Here is a 15,977-nt window from a genome sequence, read left to right as displayed (position 1 = left end):
GGCGGTTGATGGTGTTGGGTGTCCGCTGGACGGTGCACGGGGACGGGCGCACGCCCGCGCCCGGGGCGGTGGTGCGACCGGATGAACGGCTGTCCTGGCCGCGCACCTTCGGACTCGGTGCGCAGCACGTCGTGGCCATGTTCGGGGCGAGCTTCGTCGCGCCGGTGCTGATGGGTCTGGACCCCAATCTGGCCATCATGATGTCGGGCGTGGCCACGGCGATCTTCCTGCTGTCCACCCGTGGTCAGGTGCCCAGCTATCTCGGCTGTTCGCTGTCGTTCGTGGGTGTGGCCGCGGTGATCCGGGCCCAGGGCGGAAGTAGCGCAACGGTTACCGGGGCCTGCCTGGTGGTCGGTGCGGCGCTGTTTCTGATCGGTCTGGCCGTGCAGCGGTTCGGGGCGCGCATCATTCACGCGGCCATGCCGCCGGTGGTGACCGGCGCGGTGGTCATGCTGATCGGGTTCAATCTGGCCCCCGTCACCGCCTCGACCTACTGGCCGCAGGACCAGTGGACGGCGCTGCTGGTCATGCTGTTCACCGGGCTCGCCGTGGTCGGTTTGCGCGGATTCTTCTCGCGCATCGCCATTTTCCTGGGTCTGGTGTTCGGGTACGGGCTGTCGTGGGTGCTGGACCGGGTGTTCGGCAAGATCCACTCTGCCGACGGCAGCGGCAAGGTCGTCGACCATTGGCGACTGGATCTGTCGGGGGTGGCCAAGGCGGATTGGCTGGGCCTGCCCAGCTTCCACGCGCCGTCGTTCCAATGGTCGGCCGTCCTGGTCGCGCTGCCGGTGGTGATCGCGCTGGTCGCGGAGAACGCCGGGCACGTGAAGGCGGTCGGCGAGATGACCGGCGGCAATCTGGACGACAAGCTCGGCACGGCCATCGCCGCGGACGGCGCGGCCTCCATGCTGTCCACCGCGGTCGGCGGGCCGCCCAACACCACCTACTCCGAGAACATCGGCGTCATGGCCGCCACCCGCGTGTACTCGACCGCCGCCTATTGGGCCGCGGCGTTTTTCGCGCTGCTGTTCGGACTGTGCCCGAAGTTCGGGGCGATCGTGGCGGCCATTCCCGGCGGGGTGCTGGGCGGCATCACCGTCATCCTCTACGGCATGATCGGCCTGCTGGGCGCGCAGATCTGGACCAATGCCAAGGTCGATCTGCGCAACCCGTTGAACCTGGTGCCCGCCGCCGCGGGACTGATCATCGGCATCGGCAATGTGAGCATGAAGTTCACCGACACCTTCACCCTCAGCGGCATCGCGCTGGGCACCGTCGTCGTCATCACCGGCTATCACGCGCTGCGCTTGTTCGCCCCCGCGCATTTCAAGGTCGAAGAGCCGCTGCTGGACGAAGGCACTTCCTCCTACGACGAATCACGCGGGTAGCGAGCTCGGCTCGGTCTCGTCGGACTCCGCCGGCTGCTGCGCGTACGGCAGTTGCAGCACGTACCAGGAGTGTTCGTTCGAATACTCCAGGTACTGGGAGGCTTCCGGGTCGCAGGCCAGGCCCTCGACCCGGGTCCAATCGCCGTCACCGGCGGCGATGGTGTCGGTGTAGCGGACATGCAGGTGGCCGTGGAACAGCAGGCTGGGCCGCAGGGCTTCCACCACGCGCTGGATGCGGTCCTGGTTGGGATAGCACTCCGGCTTGTCCTTGCGATTCCACTTCGGTTCCGACGCACGCGGTTTGTCGTGGGTGAGCAGAATGTCGACCGGTGAGCTGTCGGCGTCCAGCAGGGCGGTCAGCTCGTCGTCGGTCATCTCCTCTTCCGGGAACCACAGCATGCCCGCGGTTTCCGGGATCTTCGTCGAGCCGTAGCGCCGCCGCTGCGCGACCAGTTCGGCCTTCTTCGCCTCCCGTGCCAGCCGCCAGCCCTTGTCGGTGGATCGCGCGCCGCCGAAGGCCGCGAACGTGGTGCCCTCCCAGGTCCAGCGATGCCCCCGCGGCGCGTACCGCAGATGCTTGCGGCACACCAGAAATCCCTCGTCATCGAGGTTGCCGTCGTACAGCTCGTGCAGCAGGGAACTCTTGTCGTGGTTCCCGTCCAGGAAGTACACGATCACCCCGGCCCGCTTGGCGGCCTTGCCGATCACATCGAAATACCGCCGACCCGAGGCCATGTGTTCCCACGCCCCGAAGTCCCCCACCACGAATACCCGGGAGCACTGTTCACGGACCGCGGTGCGCACCACGGTGAGTGCGTGCGCGGTGTTCCCGTGCAGGTCTCCGGCAAAAAGGACATTCCCCATCGCCACATGGTGGCACCCCCGGGCGGTATCGGCATCTCATTACCGCCCGCCACGCCCGGCTTGCCCGAATTAGGCTGACCACCATGAACTCTGTGTTGGTTACCGGCGCGGCGCGCGGCATCGGACAGGCCATCTGCGTGCGGATGGCCCAGCAGGGCTGGCAGGTCTACGCCGGTGTCCGCAAGCTCTCCGACGGCGAGGAACTGTCCGCCGGAAACCCCCGCATCACCCCGGTCCTGCTCGACGTCACCAATCCCGACCACATCGCCGCCCTCGACGAGGTACTCCCCGCCGACCTGACGGCCGTGGTCAACAACGCGGGCATCGTCGCCGACGGCCCCGTCGAACTCCTCGACCTCGACACCCTCCGAAACCAGTTCGAGGTCAACGTCTTCGGCGCCCTGGCCGTAACCCAAGCCGTCCTCCCACGCCTCCGCACCACCAAGGGCCGAGTCGTCTTCATCTCCTCCCTCTCCGGCCGCATCTCCACCCCCGGCACCGGCGCCTACAACTCCTCCAAGTTCGCCCTCGAGGGCCTGGTAGACGCCCTCCGAGTCGAACTGCGCCCCTGGGGAATCCACACCTCGTTGATCGAGCCGGGCCCCATCGCCACCGACCTCTGGTTCGGCGCAACCGACATGGTCGACACCACCACCGCCCACCTCACCGACGCCCAACGCGACCTCTACAGCACCCACCTCGCAGGCCTCCGCAAAATGTCCCAACAGGTCCCGAAGATCGCCGCCCCGGTCGAATCGGTGGTCAAGGAAGTCGAAAAGTCCCTCACCGCAAAGCGCCCCCACGCCCGCTACATCCCCGGTCTGGCCGGAAAGATTCAGGTGATCGCGACCTCTCTCACCCCGACCCCGGTCCTGGACACCGTCTTCGCCCTGGTCACGGGCATCCGCAAGAAGTAGCGCCCGAAAACGCGAAGCCGCCCCCGGGCGAGAGGTTCCGGGGGCGGCTCGGTGCGCCGGCGTACGGCGCGCGTGGATCCGATGGTGTGCGGATCCGGGGGTGCGCGGTCGGGCTGTGGTGGCCGCGCACGTTTCAGGGCGTCAGGCGGGAGTGGTGACGCGGTAGGTGTTGAGGCTGTCGATGCGGTTGATGGCCTCGGTCATGATGTGGTCGATGAGGTCGGCCACGGTGGGGAGGTCTTCGATGATGCCTGCCACCTGGCCGGAGGCGAGGACGCCTGCCTCGGTATTGCCTTCCACCAGACCGGCTTTCAGGTACATGGCGGTGTTCGCGCCCATGATGACCTGGGACCAGGTGAGGTCCTTCGCCCGGCGGGTGTTGAGACCCTCCTTGGCGAGGGTCGTCCACTTCATGCCCGTCATGGACTTGAACTTGGCGGCATTGACCAGGGCGGCGTACAGGCCGCGGATATTGCCCGAGTGCTCGAGCTTCTCGACGAGTTCGGTCTTGAGGACGCGGTGCGGCATGCCGTCGACCTTGAGCGAGACCACGGTGTCCTGCAGTCCGCGCTTGAGGTACTCCTGCTTGACCGAGTCCGGGACGCTCGAATCCTGGGTGAGCAGGAAGCGGGTGCCCATGGCGACACCGGCCGCGCCGTAAGACAGCGCGGCGGCCAGGCCACGGCCGTCGAAGAAGCCACCACCGGCGATAACCGGGATGTCGACGGCGTCCAAGACGGACGGGAGCAGCAGAGTCGTTGCGACGGAACCGGTGTGGCCACCGCCCTCACCGCCCTGCACGATCACCGCGTCCGCGCCCCAGGAGGCGACCTTCACCGCGTGCTTGGCCGCGCCGATGGACGGCATGACCACCACACCGTTGTCCTTCAGCTTGGCGATGAGCTCCTTCTTGGGAGCCAGCGCGAAGGAAGCCACCTTCACGCCGTCGCGGATCATCATGTCGATGCGGTCGGGCGCGTCCGACAGGTCGGCGCGGATGTTGACGCCGAAGGGCTTGTCGGTCTTGGCCTTCGTCTTGGCGATGGCGACCTCGAGCTCGTCGAGGTCCATGGTCGCCGAGGCCAGGATGCCGAGGCCGCCCGCGTTGGCGGTGGCCGCGACCAGGCCGGGTCCGGCGACCCAGCCCATGCCGGTCTGCACGATCGGGTGCTCGATGCCGACCAGTTCGGTCAGCGGCGTCTTCAGCTTCTGGGCGGTCATGCCGTGACTTCCTTCTCGCGGAAACCCTTGGGGTCCAGCACGGTCCGGATGATGGTGAGCTCTTCCTCGGTCGGCAGCCGGGTTTCGCCCGCCTCCGCCAGCCCGGCGATCTCGAACGAGGTGTTCTCCGCGACCTCGTCTGCGCTCACGCCCGGGTGCAGCGACAGCGCGCGCAGGGTGTGCTCGGGACCGTTGAAGTCGAACACGCCCAGGTTCGACACCACCCGGTGCAGGTGGTGGAACCGGTAGGCCGGATTCTCGGAATCGATCTTGTCGTAACCGATTCCGGAGACGATGTCGACCTGATCCACGAACACCCGCTTGTTGTGCTTGGGCACGAAGTAGCTGGTGGCGTGGTTGATGGTGTTGCCCGGCGCGCCGCGCACACCGAACATCTGCCGGGTCGGCTGCTGCAGCGGGCCGAACGCCGAGAGGTTCTGGTTGCCGAAGCGGTCGATCTGGTTGGCGCCCATGACCACATGGCGGCGACCGGAATTCACCACATCGAAGACCTTGGAGAACGGAATCCAGCCCTCGATGGGAGCCTTGCCGCCGATCGGCGGAACCTCGGCGAAGAACAGCGCCTCACCGTCGGACAGCAGCAGGTCCGGCTCGAAGGTGAGTCGCGCCAGCCGCGCGCCGATGGTGGTGACGGTGGACATGGGCGAGGCCATGATCTCGCCCGCGCCCCGGAAGATCTCGGCGGCCGCGACGACACAGATCTCGGCCCGAGTGATGGTGGTGGTGTCACTCATTACTTCTGCTCCTCGGCGAAAGCCTTGACGGCGGCCTGGTATTCGGCCTCGGACACATCCAGGAAGCGAGCCTTGAACTCGGCCCACGACTCCGGCGTCTTGGCGGCCTCGACGTAGTGGCGCTGGAACTTCTCGTCGCGGCCGTAGCTGCCGGAGAAGGTGTGGTGCGCGCCGCCGGGGGCTTCGACCACCCCGTCGACCATCATGCGATTGAGGACGAGGGACTGCGTCGGAACGGCTTTCACCAGTTCATCGGTCTCGACGAGGCGGTCCACCGACAGGTAGCGCTTCTCGGCGGCGAGAGCGTAGAGGTCGTCCATGTAGGGATCGACGCCGGTGTAGGCGGCATTGCCGTGCTTGTCGCCGAGGTCCAGGTGGACGAAAGCGGCGTCCAGGTTCAAAGCGGGCATGGCAACGAGGGTTTCGGCCTTGCCGTCCGTCAAGTACGGGGACTGGACGGTCTTGAGCTCGCCCTCCCAGAAATCGATGACGGCAGAACCCAATCCGGCACGAATCGGCAGGAACGGCAGGCGAGCCGCCGCGGCCTGCAGACCGCACTTGACCATGCCCTCGTCCATCTCGCGCACGGTGATCTCGCCGCCGGTGCGCGCCTTGGCGAACCACGGGTCATAGAAGGGAGCGGAGTCCAGGGACACGAAGCCGTAGTACGCCTTGCGCACCTTGCCCGCCGAGCACAGCAGACCCAGGTCCGCGCCACCGTAGGTGACGACGGTCAGATCCTTGACGTCCGAGCGCAGGATGGCGCGCACGAACGCCATCGGCTTGCGCCGGGAGCCCCAGCCGCCGATGCCGATGGTCATTCCGCTGCGGAGCTCACCGACGACCTCGTCGAGGCTCATTCGCTTGTCGCGCATGGCTTTACTTCCCCTTCTTCTGCGCGGCCAGGTCATCGTCGAAGCGCGCCCGGATCTCGTCGGCCACGCCCGCGAGGTTGAGCTCCATGGTGAAGCCCTGCTCGAAGCGGTAGGACCGGTGCACGTCCTGCACGTCGATGCCGTTGAGCGCCTTCTTGGCGGCGCGGATGACGCGGCCGTCCTTGTTGGCGATGTTCTTGGCGACTTCCATTGCGGCGGCGTCGAGTTCGGCCCGCGGCACGACCTTGAAGACCGAGCCGTAGTGGTGCAGCTGCTGCGCGGTGAGGGTGCCCGCGGTGTAGAACATGGTCCGCATCAGGTGCTGGGGAACCAGTCGGGCCAGGTGGGTGGCCGCACCGAGCGCGCCGCGGTCGACCTCGGGGAGGCCGAAGGTCGCGTCGTCGGAGGCCACGATCACATCGGAGTTGCCGACCAGGCCGATGCCGCCGCCCAGGCAGAAGCCGTTCACGGCGGTGACGACCGGGACCTCGCAGTCGTAGACCGCGGCGAAGGCGGCGAAGCAGCCGTGGTTGGCGCGAATCAGGGCGGTGTGGCCGGTGTCGGCGTTCATCTCCTTGATATCGACGCCGGCGTTGAAACCGCGGCCCTCGGCGCGCAGCACGACCACCCGGGTCTCCGGGTTCTTCCCGGCCTGGGTGATGGCGTCGGCCAGGGCGAACCAGCCGTCGGAAGGCAGTGCGTTGACCGGGGGGTAGTCGACAGTGACGACTTCCACGCCCTCGGTTTCGGTGTGACGGTTGATCCCCATCGCGAGTCCCATCGTTGGCAAAACAAGCAAGTGCTTGGTAGGTTAGCACGGTGGGAATCGAAGTAAACCTGTCCGGCTCGGTCGTCTTGGTCACCGGCGGCGTCCGCGGCGTCGGAGCCGGCATCAGCCGGGTCTTCCTGGACGCCGGTGCGACCGTGGTCGCCTGTGCCCGCCGGCCCGGCGACAGCCCCGTCCAGAGCAATGGACGCGAGATCGACTTCCTGCCGTGCGATGTGCGCGATGTGGATTCGGTGCGCGGGCTGATCGACGCCATTGTCGAGAAGTACGGGCGGCTCGACACCGTGGTGAACAATGCCGGTGGCGCGCCCTTCGCCCTGGCCGCCGACGCCAGCGCCAACTTCCACTCGAAGATCGTGCAGTTGAATCTGCTCGCGCCGCTGCTGGTTTCGCAGGTCGCCAACGAGGTCATGCAGAAGCAGGAGAACGGTGGATCGATCGTGATGATCTCCAGCGTCTCCGGGCATCGGCCGTCCCCGGGTACCGCCGCCTACGGTGCGGCGAAAGCCGGTGTGGACAGCCTGGTCTCGTCGCTCGCCGTCGAGTGGGCTCCGAAGGTGCGGATGAACTCCGTCATCTGCGGCCTGGTCAATACGGAGTCCTCGCACCTGCACTACGGCGACGAGGACGGCATCGCCGCGGTGAGCCGCACGGTTCCCATGGGGCGCATGGCGACTCCGGAGGACATCGGCCGCACCGCCGCATTCCTGGCCTCGCCGCTGGCCGCCTATGTCACCGGCAGTCAACTGCTGGTGCACGGCGGCGGCGAGAAGCCCGCCTTCCTCGAAGCATCCACCGCAGACGTCCCCGCCGTCTCGGGCCACTAATCCGATCTGACCACGAAGAGGTAATCGATATGACGGACAACAAGATCTGCGACGGCCGCGTCGTCATCGTGACCGGAGCGGGTCGCGGCATCGGCCGCGCGCACGCCCTCGCCTTCGCCGCCGCCGGTGCCAAGGTCGTGGTCAACGACATCGGTGCCGAGCTCGACGGTGCGCCCAGCCCGGATTCCCCGGCCGCCCAGGTCGTCGAGGAGATCAAGGCCCTCGGCAGCGACGCCGTGGTGAACGGCGACGACATCTCCGACTGGGAGGGCGCGCGCCGCCTGATCCAGACCGCCGTCGACACTTTCGGCCGCCTGGACGTGCTCGTCAACAATGCCGGCATTGTGCGCGACCGCATGCTGGTCAATCTCGGCGAGGACGAGTGGGACGCCGTCATCAAGGTGCACCTCAAGGGCCACTTCGCCCCCATGCGGCACGCCGCCGAGTACTGGCGCAACGAGGCCAAGGCGGGTCGCACCCCCGAGGCCCGCATCATCAACACCAGCTCGGGCGCGGGCCTGCTCGGCTCGGTCGGCCAGGGCAACTACTCCGCCGCCAAGTCCGGCATCGCGGGCCTGACCCTCACTGCCTCGGCCGAATTCGCGCGCTACGGCATCACCGTCAACGCCATCGCCCCGGCCGCGCGCACCCGCATGACCGAGACCGTCTTCGCCGACATGATGGCTGCCCCCGAGGACGGCTTCGACGCCATGGCCCCGGAAAACGTGTCCCCGCTGGTGGTCTGGCTGGGCAGCACCGACTCCGCCGGTGTCACCGGCCGCATGTTCGAGGTCGAGGGCGGCAAGGTCACCGTCGCCGACGGCTGGCGGCACGGCGTCTCCACCGACCGCGGCGCCCGCTGGGAGCCGGCCGAGCTGGGCCCGGTCGTGCGCGACCTGCTGTCCAAGGCCACGACTCCGGAGCCGGTTTACGGCGCGTAGGCCGTATCACCCGAGCCATCGCATCGCCGGTACCCCGCTGTGGGGTACCGGCGATTGTGTTTTCAGCAAAAGGCGAAAGATTGCTGACCGTTTGGTCCGATTTTTCGGTGTGATGCAACGGTGTTGGAGCTCACAGTCAGGAAGAGGTGGCTGTGAGGTTGGGCGTATTGCCTGGTTGAGCCAATGTGGCTGGGGTGCTTGGGGATATTGAGTACGTAGGGGGTGACGCAGGCGTACGGTTTGTGGGCACCCCTAACGCGTTCGGGACTTGTGCGAAACATCGTGGTGGCCGTTACGATGTCCGCGTTCCGCAAAGGTCCGGCAATCGGGGCGGCAGTGAGCTCGACCCCCGTCTCGATCTGCCTGGTGCGGATCGAGATTCCGTGCCTGTAGGCGCGGAGGCAAAGCCAAGTGCGCGCGGTATCGATGAGGGGATGGCTGTCGCATGATCGTCGATCGTGCAATGCGCCTGGTGGCAGTGATCGCGGCTGTCGCCGGTTCGGCGCTGCTCGGGCCCGCGGCTGCCGATGCGCAGCCGGGCGGCATCCCGCTCGACCCCGTGCCCGCCGGACAGGATCCCGGCCAGCCGGTTTCTACTCCGCAACCGATCGACGCACCCCAGGCCGCCGCCCCCGTGGCGGGGCCTCAGGATCTGTTGTCCATTCTGCTCGCGCTCGGATCGGGCTCCGCCGCTGTCGGTTCCGCGGGTGTCGGCTCGGCCGCCGTCGGTTCGGCCGGAGTCGGCCCGGCCGTCGGCGGCACCGGCTCCGCCGCCCTGGGTACCGGCTCCGCGGTAACCGGTTCCGCCGGTGCGGGTTTGGGCTCCGCCGCCGTCGGCACCGGCTCGGCCCTGGGTGCGACCGGTTCGGCCGCGCTCGGAACCGGTTCCGCCGCTGTCGGTTCCGCCGGTCTGGGTACCGGCTCGGTGCTGGGGCTGGGTTCGGCGGGCGTGGGCTCCGCCGGTATCGGCACCGGCTCTGCCCTGCTCGGGCTGCTGCTCGGAACCGGTTCGGCCGCAACGGGTTCGGCCGCGGTGGGCTCCGCTGCTGTCGGTTCCGCCGGATTGGCCGGACTGTGCACCGGCTCCGCCGCCGTCGGTTCGGCCGGAATCGGTTCCGCCGGTCTGGGTTCCGCGCTGGGCGGTTCCACCGGAGCGGGTTCGGCCGGTACCGGCTCGGTGGTCGGCTCCGCGGGCACCGGGTCCGGCGTCGGTTCGGCGGGCGCGGGTTCCGCCGCCGGGTCGGCCGATCTCGGTTCCGCCGCAATCGGTTCCGCGGCCCTGGGCTCGGCGGGGCTGGGTTCCGCCGCCGTCTGCGCCTCCCCGCTGTTGCTGTTGCTGATTCCGCTGCCCGCGCCGCCCGCCGTCGTTCCGCCGGTCCCGCTGGAGATTCCGCAGCCGCCCGCCGTTCCACCCCTGCCCGCGCTGGTCGCCCCGGCCGCGCTGCCGGCACCCGAGGCCTCGCCCGCGCCACCTCCGCCGCCACCCCCGGCTCCCGCGCCCGCTCCCGTACTGGCGCAACCGAATCCGGATGTGAAGCCGACCTCGAACAACACCCCGCTGCCACCGATCAAAATGCTGTCGGTGATCGGCGGGCTGATCGCCATGGCGCTGGCCGGGACCGGTTCCGGCGCGGTCAGTTTCCAGAGCGCGTCCGCCGCCCAGGGGCGCGTCGATGCCGCACGCGCGGCATTCTTCGGACCGAGGGCATGAGGGGACCGCGATGACCGAGAGCAAGGCTCATAGCATCGGTTCCTACCGCCGGGTGGCCGCCGCGGTGGACGCGGTGTGCGCGGTGGCGGCCGATTTCGACGCCACCGACCTGGACGAGGTGGTGCTCGCCATCTCAGCGGAGCGGCGGCGGCCGATCGAGATCGCCAGTGCCCAACTGGGTCCCGGTGTCTGCGGCCAGCGCCGCAGCTATCCGGATCGGGACGTGATCGTGCTCGCGCAGGCGCTGCCCAGCCGCGAGCACACCCTCGCGCACGAGCTCGGCCACATCGTCTTCGACCATCCGGGCGAGGCCGCGACCGAGGTGGTGCTGGAGGCCAGCGACGATCTCATCGCCTACATGCTCAGCCAGCGCGCGCACCAGAAGGCCGTCGATCTGGGTGACGACGAGCAATGCGAGTGGGAGGCGGAGACCTTCGCGAGCATGCTCATGACCCGGTTGCGCGTGTTCAACAGTCGAGGCGCGGGCGTCTCGGTCCTTCGATTCGATGAGGCACTGGGATGACCTTCTGGTTGGTGGCCATGTTGGTCTGGATGGCCTCGGGTGCACGCGTCGGACGCGTGCTGGTGAAGCCTGCGACAACAGCTCGTGTCGCGATCGTGCTCGCGGTGGCCGCGGTGGCCTTGGCCGTCACCATCGGTGTGCCCGAAATCGGTTTGGCCGTTGATCATCTGGCCCCCGGCGGCGTGCACGGTCAGTGGCTCGGGGATCGGGTGGTGACCGCGGCGTGGATCATGTTCGCCACCGCCACTTCCGTGGTCGCGGCCGCGGCCTGGCCGGTGGTGTCGCGCCGGAATCTGCGGCAGATCGGCATGATGATCTACGCGGGCGGCGCGATCGCCATGATTCTGACGCTGGCCTGGTCCATCACCTTCGGCTGGGTGATCGTGCTGCTGGCATGCGTTTTCATCGTGATCACCGGTGTGCGCAACCTGGATTGGACCACCCTGGGTCGCGGCATCGCGCTCTACACCACCGGTACCGCGGGGGTCGGGGCGTTGGCGGCCTTGTCGATTCGCCGCGAGGTGCGCGACGAGCCGATGCCGAAACCGGGTGACGAGGGCTGGTTCTGGCCGATGTGGCAGCTCGCCGCCATGCTCATCGCCATCGGCGCGGTGTGGATCGTGATCGAGCTGTGGTGGCGAGCGCGCGTGCTGCTCAAGCAGATTCGCACCCTGCATCGCGTACTGATCGCCCGGTTCCCGGAGGTGGCGGCCCACGATCAGACCGGATCGGGCACCCAGCTCAAGGCTTCCGACCAGGTCGCGCAGATTATGGATGCCCTCTACCTGCAGTCCGGCGGCGGGATGGAGCTGGCCGCGGCCGGTGCACCGCCGACTTCGGTGGCCGAGCGCGCGCAGCGGGTGGCGGATTGGGCACGGAATCCGTTCGGCGAGGTGGTGATCGACGGTCGCTGGATCTCACCGCCGGCCGGTGTGAGTCCGCGCGGTTGGGTCCAGGCCATCGCCCGCGCCTTCGATGCGGCCGCGGCGGGTGCGCCCTCGGCGATTCCGGGTTCAACTCGCCGGTAGCAATTTACTAATCCATTACTGTTTCCGAGAGTTGCGCATTACTCTGTGCGGCACCTCCGAAGACGCTGTGCAACGCGTCCGAAGTTGATCACGTGAAGATCACTGCGGCTCTGCGGAGATCACCGACGCAATTGCGATCTTGTCGCAAATGCGCAAGTCCCGCACCGCGCTGATTGCCAAGGGCGTGGCATTCCGGTGGGTCTTCACGATGAGACTTCGTATCCGAGGTTTTCGTCTCATCGAACCCAGCCGTTGTGGCGGTACGGGACTTGCTTGTCTGGTGCATTGGGGCGAAACACTCACAGTGCACAAAACGACATAGTGCACAAAACAACTCACTCGACCGACCGAGAACACCCGGGCGGCGTTATGCCAAGTTTGTGCATAATGCACCAGCGCAGGGGTCTACGCCACATGGCCTCAGCATGCTGAGACCGGTGCAACATCCTTCACTCGAACCGTATGGTCCGGCGGGACACCGGCGCTGCCCTGCAAGCAGCGCCCGTGCCCGCCCTATGTCGAGTCCGGGGTAAGCCCTGTAACAAACCAACACAGTGCGGCCTCCGAGTTAGCCGCACTGTGTTGCTCTGTGGCAGGGCCTATTCCGTACCGTCCGGAGGAATTTCGGGCAGTCCTTCACTTGCCCGCAACTTCTCCGCCATAGAGGTGAGGAGGTTCTGAGATTCTTCGGAGAGGTCGAACGCCCTGCTCGACAGACGACGGAGTCCATAGCCCTGCAGCTGGGACAGCAGCTCGAGATCATGATCGATCTTCGCCGCGTAGATGTCGTTGAAGAAGTAGTCCGGTTTGACCTTGAAGAACTTTGCCAGTGCTGCCACCGTCTCATCCGACGGGTTCGTGCGCTGTCCCGACCGCAACTGCGACAGATACGGTTTCGAGATCGGATGGCCGGATGCCGTCAAGGCAGCCGCCACCTCTGCGTTCGTGTGCGGCTTACGCCCCGGGGGATGCACGGTTTCGAACAGCTTGTTCAGCCGCGCCGCGAAATCAGCCATTGTGAGCCGCCCAATTCCCTTCGCTGTACTAACAGTCGTTATCTCGGATACGTATCATTGATATTAGCGGCTCAGTAACTGAAAACCTACGCCTGATTCGCGATTTCCTTGAAGCTTCTAGGCGGTGATCCGGTTCACCCACTGTGGCTTGGGCGTTTGCGGGCCAACCCCACGGTACTTGCCAAGGGCTTAAGAGCCCCGGTTCTGGCCCGTCGCGAGGGTCTTCCCGGACGGGCCTCGGGTAGCCCTAAGATAGCTGACGTCTCATCTTCTTGTCTGTACCGGAGTTTGTGTGGCGTACGCCACGTTTCACGACAGCTCGGATGAACGTTCAACCTGGCCGAAAATCATTGAGGGACTAGATCCGTTCGATGATCGTCCCCGTCGCGAGAGCGCCGCCGCAGCACATCAGGACCATGGCGATGTTCTTGTCCGAACGCTCCAGCTCGTGCAAAGCCGTTGTGATCAAGCGGGATCCGGTGCTGCCGACCGGGTGGCCGAGCGCGATGGCACCGCCGTTAACGTTCACGCGATCGAAATCGGGCTTGTGCACCGAGGCCCACGACAGCACCACGGACGCGAAAGCCTCATTGATCTCGAACAAGTCGATATCCGAGATGCTCATGCCGGAACGCTCCAGCAGTCGCTCGCACGCCTGCACCGGACCGTCGAGCTGGAATTCGGGTTCACCACCGACGAGGCATTGCGCGATGATGCGGGCGCGCGGGCGCAATCCCTCACGCTGCGCGGCCTTTTCGTCCATCAGCAGCACCGCGGCCGCGCCGTCGGAGATCTGCGAGGCGGTGCCGGCGGTGTGAATTCCGCCCTCCAGCACCGGCTTCAGCTTCGCCAGGCTCTCACGGGTGGTCGCGCGCAAGCCTTGATCGCGACTGATATCGGCGAACTCGCCGGTGAGGTTGCCTTCCTTGTCGACCTGCGGAGCACCCTTGATCGTCAGGATCTCGCGATCGAAGCGGCCTTCCTCCCACGCCTGCGCGGCCAGCCGCTGTGAGCGCTCGCCCAATGCGTCGACATCATCGCGGGTGATGCCGCGCCGCTTGGCGATTCGCTCCGCGCCCTCGAATTGGTTGGGCATATCGATGTTCCACGAGGCCGGCTTGCGCGGGCCCGCGTGCGTTCCGACGTTGGCGCCCAACGGAACATGGCTCATGGACTCGATGCCGCAGGACAGGCCGACCTCGATCGCGCCGACGGAGATGAGCCCGGCCACCATGCCCGCAGCCTGCTGGGCCGAACCGCACTGGTTGTCGATGGTGACCGCGCCGGTCTGCCAGGGCAGGCCGGCGTGCAGCCAGGCGGTGCGGGTGACGTTGTTGCTCTGCTCGCCGACCTGCATGACGCAGCCGCCGACGACCTGCTCGACCAGAGCCGGGTCCAGCTCCGCGCGCTCGAGCACGCCCTTCTGTGCCGCGCCCAGCAGTTCGGCGGCGTGCAGGCCGGCCAGCCAGCCATTGCGCTTACCGATGGGCGTACGTGCGGCCTCGACGATGACGGGAGTACCCATGTCTGTCCTTCCGGATTAGAACTGCAACGAGTTCACAACCAGTAACGTAAGTCTGTTCCGGGTTCTTACCCAGTCCCTTCTCTTGTTTTACCTCCTGTGCTTGAATATCGGTAGAACGTGTTTCAGTTGGTCAAAGGAGACTGCTGGTGGTGGACGCTGCAGCCCGGCCCGAAGTGCCGGATGGATTCGATGTCACCGACCCGGAGATGTGGGCGCAACGGGTTCCGGTCGAGGAACTCGCCGAACTGCGCCGCGCGGCCCCGATCTGGTGGAACCCCAAGTCGCCCGAACGAGGCGGCTTCACCGACGATGGCTTCTGGGTGCTGTCCAAGCACGCGGACGTCAAGACCGTCTCACGCCGTGACGACGTGTTCTCCACGTACGAGAACACTGCCATCCCGCGGTTCCAGGACGACATCACCCGCGAACAGATCGATCTGCAGCGTTTCGTCCTGCTGAACAAGGACGCGCCGGAGCACACCAAGCTCCGCAAGATCATCTCCAAGGGCTTCACCCCGCGCGTCATCAACGGCCTGCGCGCCGAACTGACCGCCCGCGCCGAGGCCATCGTGAAGGCCGCCGCCGAATCCGGCACCGGCGACTTCGTCGAACAGGTCGCGGCCGAACTGCCCCTGCAGGCCATCGCCGAACTGATCGGCGTGCCGCAGGAAGACCGCATGAAGCTGTTCAAGTGGTCCAATGACATGACCAGCTACGACGATCCGGACAGCGACGCCGACCCGGTGATCGCCTCCACCGAGATCCTCGGCTACTCGTACCAGATGGCCGAGGCCCGCCGGGCCTGCCCGGCCGACGACATCGTCACCCAGCTCATCGAAGCCGATATGGACGGCGAGGCGCTGCTGCCCGAGGAATTCGGGTTCTTCGTCATGATGCTGGCCGTGGCGGGCAACGAGACCACGCGTAATGCCACCACCCACGGCATGATCGCCTTCATGGAGAACCCGGACCAGTGGGAGCTCTACAAGAAGGAACGCCCCAAGACCACCGCGGACGAGATCATCCGCTGGGCCACCCCGGTCAGCTCCTTCCAGCGCACCGCGCTCGAGGACGTGGAAGTCGGTGGCGTGCAGATCAAGAAGGGGCAGCGGGTGGTGCTGTCCTACCGCTCGGCCAACTTCGACGAGGAGGTGTTCGAGGATCCGTTCACCTTCAATATCCTGCGTGACCCGAACCCGCACGTCTCCTTCGGCGGCACCGGCGCGCACTTCTGCATCGGCGCGAACCTGGCCCGGCTCGAGATCGACATCATCTTCAATGCCATCGCCGACCACATGCCCGACATCACCAAGCTGGGCGATCCCCGTCGCCTGCAGTCGGGCTGGCTCAACGGCATCAAGGAGTTCCAGGTGGACTACACCGGCGGCTGCCCGGTAAAGCACTGAGCCCCAGCTGGTTTGAGCGACAGATGATTTGATCCGCCCTGCACCCCTCTCACTCTCAGGGCGGAGACAAAAAGAAGCGGGGGGTGCGGTAATAAAAAAAAAACCCCCCGTGGGGGTTTTTACCCGAGTTATTATACAAAGATGACCAACCCGCCCGGGTGCTAACCAACTACCCCCCCGGACAGAAATTTAA

The 15,977-nt window shown here is 66.6% G+C and carries 15 protein-coding genes; 8 read left to right on the top strand and 7 right to left on the bottom strand.

Translation table 11 applies throughout. The annotated features are described in order from the left end of the window. Positions 1-8: 8 nt before the first annotated feature. Positions 9-1,388 (top strand): uracil-xanthine permease family protein, encoded by a 1,380-nt coding sequence (locus ACFXHA_RS08815; protein ID WP_379354469.1) that lies wholly within the window; start codon positions 9-11, stop codon positions 1,386-1,388. Here ACFXHA_RS08815 and ACFXHA_RS08810 read toward each other — a convergent pair. Further along, positions 1,377-2,252, bottom strand: coding sequence for a metallophosphoesterase (locus ACFXHA_RS08810; RefSeq protein ID WP_379354467.1), 876 nt, complete (start codon positions 2,250-2,252; stop codon positions 1,377-1,379). The genes ACFXHA_RS08815 and ACFXHA_RS08810 overlap by 12 nt on opposite strands. An 83-nt stretch (positions 2,253-2,335) precedes the next feature. Here ACFXHA_RS08810 and ACFXHA_RS08805 point away from each other — a divergent pair, with 83 nt between their 5' ends. Beyond that, entirely contained in the window at positions 2,336-3,169 is an 834-nt protein-coding gene (locus ACFXHA_RS08805; protein WP_379354465.1) for an SDR family oxidoreductase, read from the top strand. A gap of 141 nt (positions 3,170-3,310) precedes the next feature. On the opposite strand, the gene ACFXHA_RS08800 is transcribed toward ACFXHA_RS08805, so the two are convergent. Genes ACFXHA_RS08800 through ACFXHA_RS08785 form a run of 4 tightly spaced genes read right to left on the bottom strand, consistent with a single transcriptional unit; the run spans position 3,311 to position 6,789 of the window. Next, positions 3,311-4,390: an NAD(P)H-dependent flavin oxidoreductase gene (locus ACFXHA_RS08800; protein ID WP_379354463.1), complete on the bottom strand. Its 1,080-nt coding sequence runs from the start codon at positions 4,388-4,390 to the stop codon at positions 3,311-3,313. Next, entirely contained in the window at positions 4,387-5,145 is a 759-nt protein-coding gene (locus tag ACFXHA_RS08795) for a CoA-transferase subunit beta (RefSeq protein ID WP_379354461.1), read from the bottom strand. The genes ACFXHA_RS08800 and ACFXHA_RS08795 overlap by 4 nt, the downstream gene beginning before the upstream one ends. Then, complete coding sequence (locus ACFXHA_RS08790; protein WP_379354459.1) at positions 5,145-6,020, bottom strand: CoA transferase subunit A; 876 nt, start codon at positions 6,018-6,020, stop codon at positions 5,145-5,147. Before ACFXHA_RS08790 ends, ACFXHA_RS08795 begins: the two co-directional genes overlap by 1 nt. A gap of 4 nt (positions 6,021-6,024) precedes the next feature. Then, positions 6,025-6,789 (bottom strand): enoyl-CoA hydratase family protein, encoded by a 765-nt coding sequence (locus tag ACFXHA_RS08785; RefSeq protein ID WP_379354457.1) that lies wholly within the window; start codon positions 6,787-6,789, stop codon positions 6,025-6,027. 56 nt (positions 6,790-6,845) lie between these two features. Between ACFXHA_RS08785 and ACFXHA_RS08780 the strand changes: the two genes are divergently transcribed. The 5 genes from ACFXHA_RS08780 to ACFXHA_RS08760 all read left to right on the top strand — a co-directional run bounded on the left by ACFXHA_RS08780 (position 6,846) and on the right by ACFXHA_RS08760 (position 11,837). Continuing rightward, on the top strand, positions 6,846-7,634 hold the full coding sequence (locus ACFXHA_RS08780; RefSeq protein WP_379355021.1) for an SDR family oxidoreductase: 789 nt from the start codon (positions 6,846-6,848) through the stop codon (positions 7,632-7,634). Between the two features lie 29 nt (positions 7,635-7,663). Next, positions 7,664-8,575: an SDR family oxidoreductase gene (locus ACFXHA_RS08775; RefSeq protein ID WP_379354455.1), complete on the top strand. Its 912-nt coding sequence runs from the start codon at positions 7,664-7,666 to the stop codon at positions 8,573-8,575. Positions 8,576-9,020: 445 nt separating this feature from the next. After that, positions 9,021-10,286: a hypothetical protein gene (locus tag ACFXHA_RS08770; protein ID WP_379354454.1), complete on the top strand. Its 1,266-nt coding sequence runs from the start codon at positions 9,021-9,023 to the stop codon at positions 10,284-10,286. A gap of 10 nt (positions 10,287-10,296) precedes the next feature. Continuing rightward, positions 10,297-10,809, top strand: a complete 513-nt coding sequence (locus ACFXHA_RS08765) for an ImmA/IrrE family metallo-endopeptidase (RefSeq protein WP_379354452.1) — start codon at positions 10,297-10,299, stop codon at positions 10,807-10,809. Beyond that, a complete protein-coding gene (locus ACFXHA_RS08760) occupies positions 10,806-11,837 on the top strand; it encodes a hypothetical protein (protein WP_379354450.1) in 1,032 nt (343 codons plus the stop codon). The genes ACFXHA_RS08765 and ACFXHA_RS08760 overlap by 4 nt, the downstream gene beginning before the upstream one ends. Positions 11,838-12,436: 599 nt before the next feature. Here ACFXHA_RS08760 and ACFXHA_RS08755 read toward each other — a convergent pair. Next, entirely contained in the window at positions 12,437-12,853 is a 417-nt protein-coding gene (locus ACFXHA_RS08755) for a helix-turn-helix domain-containing protein (protein ID WP_011207048.1), read from the bottom strand. Positions 12,854-13,211: 358 nt separating this feature from the next. Beyond that, positions 13,212-14,378 carry a steroid 3-ketoacyl-CoA thiolase gene (locus ACFXHA_RS08750; protein ID WP_379354448.1) on the bottom strand — a complete coding sequence of 389 codons (1,167 nt, stop codon included), beginning with the start codon at positions 14,376-14,378 and terminating at the stop codon, positions 13,212-13,214. Between the two features lie 206 nt (positions 14,379-14,584). Between ACFXHA_RS08750 and ACFXHA_RS08745 the strand changes: the two genes are divergently transcribed. Then, entirely contained in the window at positions 14,585-15,784 is a 1,200-nt protein-coding gene (locus ACFXHA_RS08745) for a cytochrome P450 (RefSeq protein ID WP_379355019.1), read from the top strand. Positions 15,785-15,977 lie beyond the last annotated feature (193 nt).

Origin of the sequence: Nocardia sp. NPDC059240 (assembly GCF_042753865.1) — a bacterium.
Classification (GTDB): Bacteria; Actinomycetota; Actinomycetes; order Mycobacteriales; family Mycobacteriaceae; genus Nocardia.
This window is presented reverse-complemented; position numbering and strand designations above follow the sequence as displayed.

Bases quoted from the DNA above. Each gene is read 5' to 3' on its own strand.
- ACFXHA_RS08815 (WP_379354469.1), top strand. From the start codon at position 9: ATGGTGTTGGGTGTCCGCTGGACGGTGCACGGGGACGGGCGCACGCCC.
- ACFXHA_RS08810 (WP_379354467.1), bottom strand. From the start codon at position 2,252: ATGGGGAATGTCCTTTTTGCCGGAGACCTGCACGGGAACACCGCGCAC.
- ACFXHA_RS08805 (WP_379354465.1), top strand. From the start codon at position 2,336: ATGAACTCTGTGTTGGTTACCGGCGCGGCGCGCGGCATCGGACAGGCC.
- ACFXHA_RS08800 (WP_379354463.1), bottom strand. From the start codon at position 4,390: ATGACCGCCCAGAAGCTGAAGACGCCGCTGACCGAACTGGTCGGCATC.
- ACFXHA_RS08795 (WP_379354461.1), bottom strand. From the start codon at position 5,145: ATGAGTGACACCACCACCATCACTCGGGCCGAGATCTGTGTCGTCGCG.
- ACFXHA_RS08790 (WP_379354459.1), bottom strand. From the start codon at position 6,020: ATGCGCGACAAGCGAATGAGCCTCGACGAGGTCGTCGGTGAGCTCCGC.
- ACFXHA_RS08785 (WP_379354457.1), bottom strand. From the start codon at position 6,789: ATGGGGATCAACCGTCACACCGAAACCGAGGGCGTGGAAGTCGTCACT.
- ACFXHA_RS08775 (WP_379354455.1), top strand. From the start codon at position 7,664: ATGACGGACAACAAGATCTGCGACGGCCGCGTCGTCATCGTGACCGGA.
- ACFXHA_RS08770 (WP_379354454.1), top strand. From the start codon at position 9,021: ATGATCGTCGATCGTGCAATGCGCCTGGTGGCAGTGATCGCGGCTGTC.
- ACFXHA_RS08765 (WP_379354452.1), top strand. From the start codon at position 10,297: ATGACCGAGAGCAAGGCTCATAGCATCGGTTCCTACCGCCGGGTGGCC.
- ACFXHA_RS08760 (WP_379354450.1), top strand. From the start codon at position 10,806: ATGACCTTCTGGTTGGTGGCCATGTTGGTCTGGATGGCCTCGGGTGCA.
- ACFXHA_RS08755 (WP_011207048.1), bottom strand. From the start codon at position 12,853: ATGGCTGATTTCGCGGCGCGGCTGAACAAGCTGTTCGAAACCGTGCAT.
- ACFXHA_RS08750 (WP_379354448.1), bottom strand. From the start codon at position 14,378: ATGGGTACTCCCGTCATCGTCGAGGCCGCACGTACGCCCATCGGTAAG.
- ACFXHA_RS08745 (WP_379355019.1), top strand. From the start codon at position 14,585: ATGTGGGCGCAACGGGTTCCGGTCGAGGAACTCGCCGAACTGCGCCGC.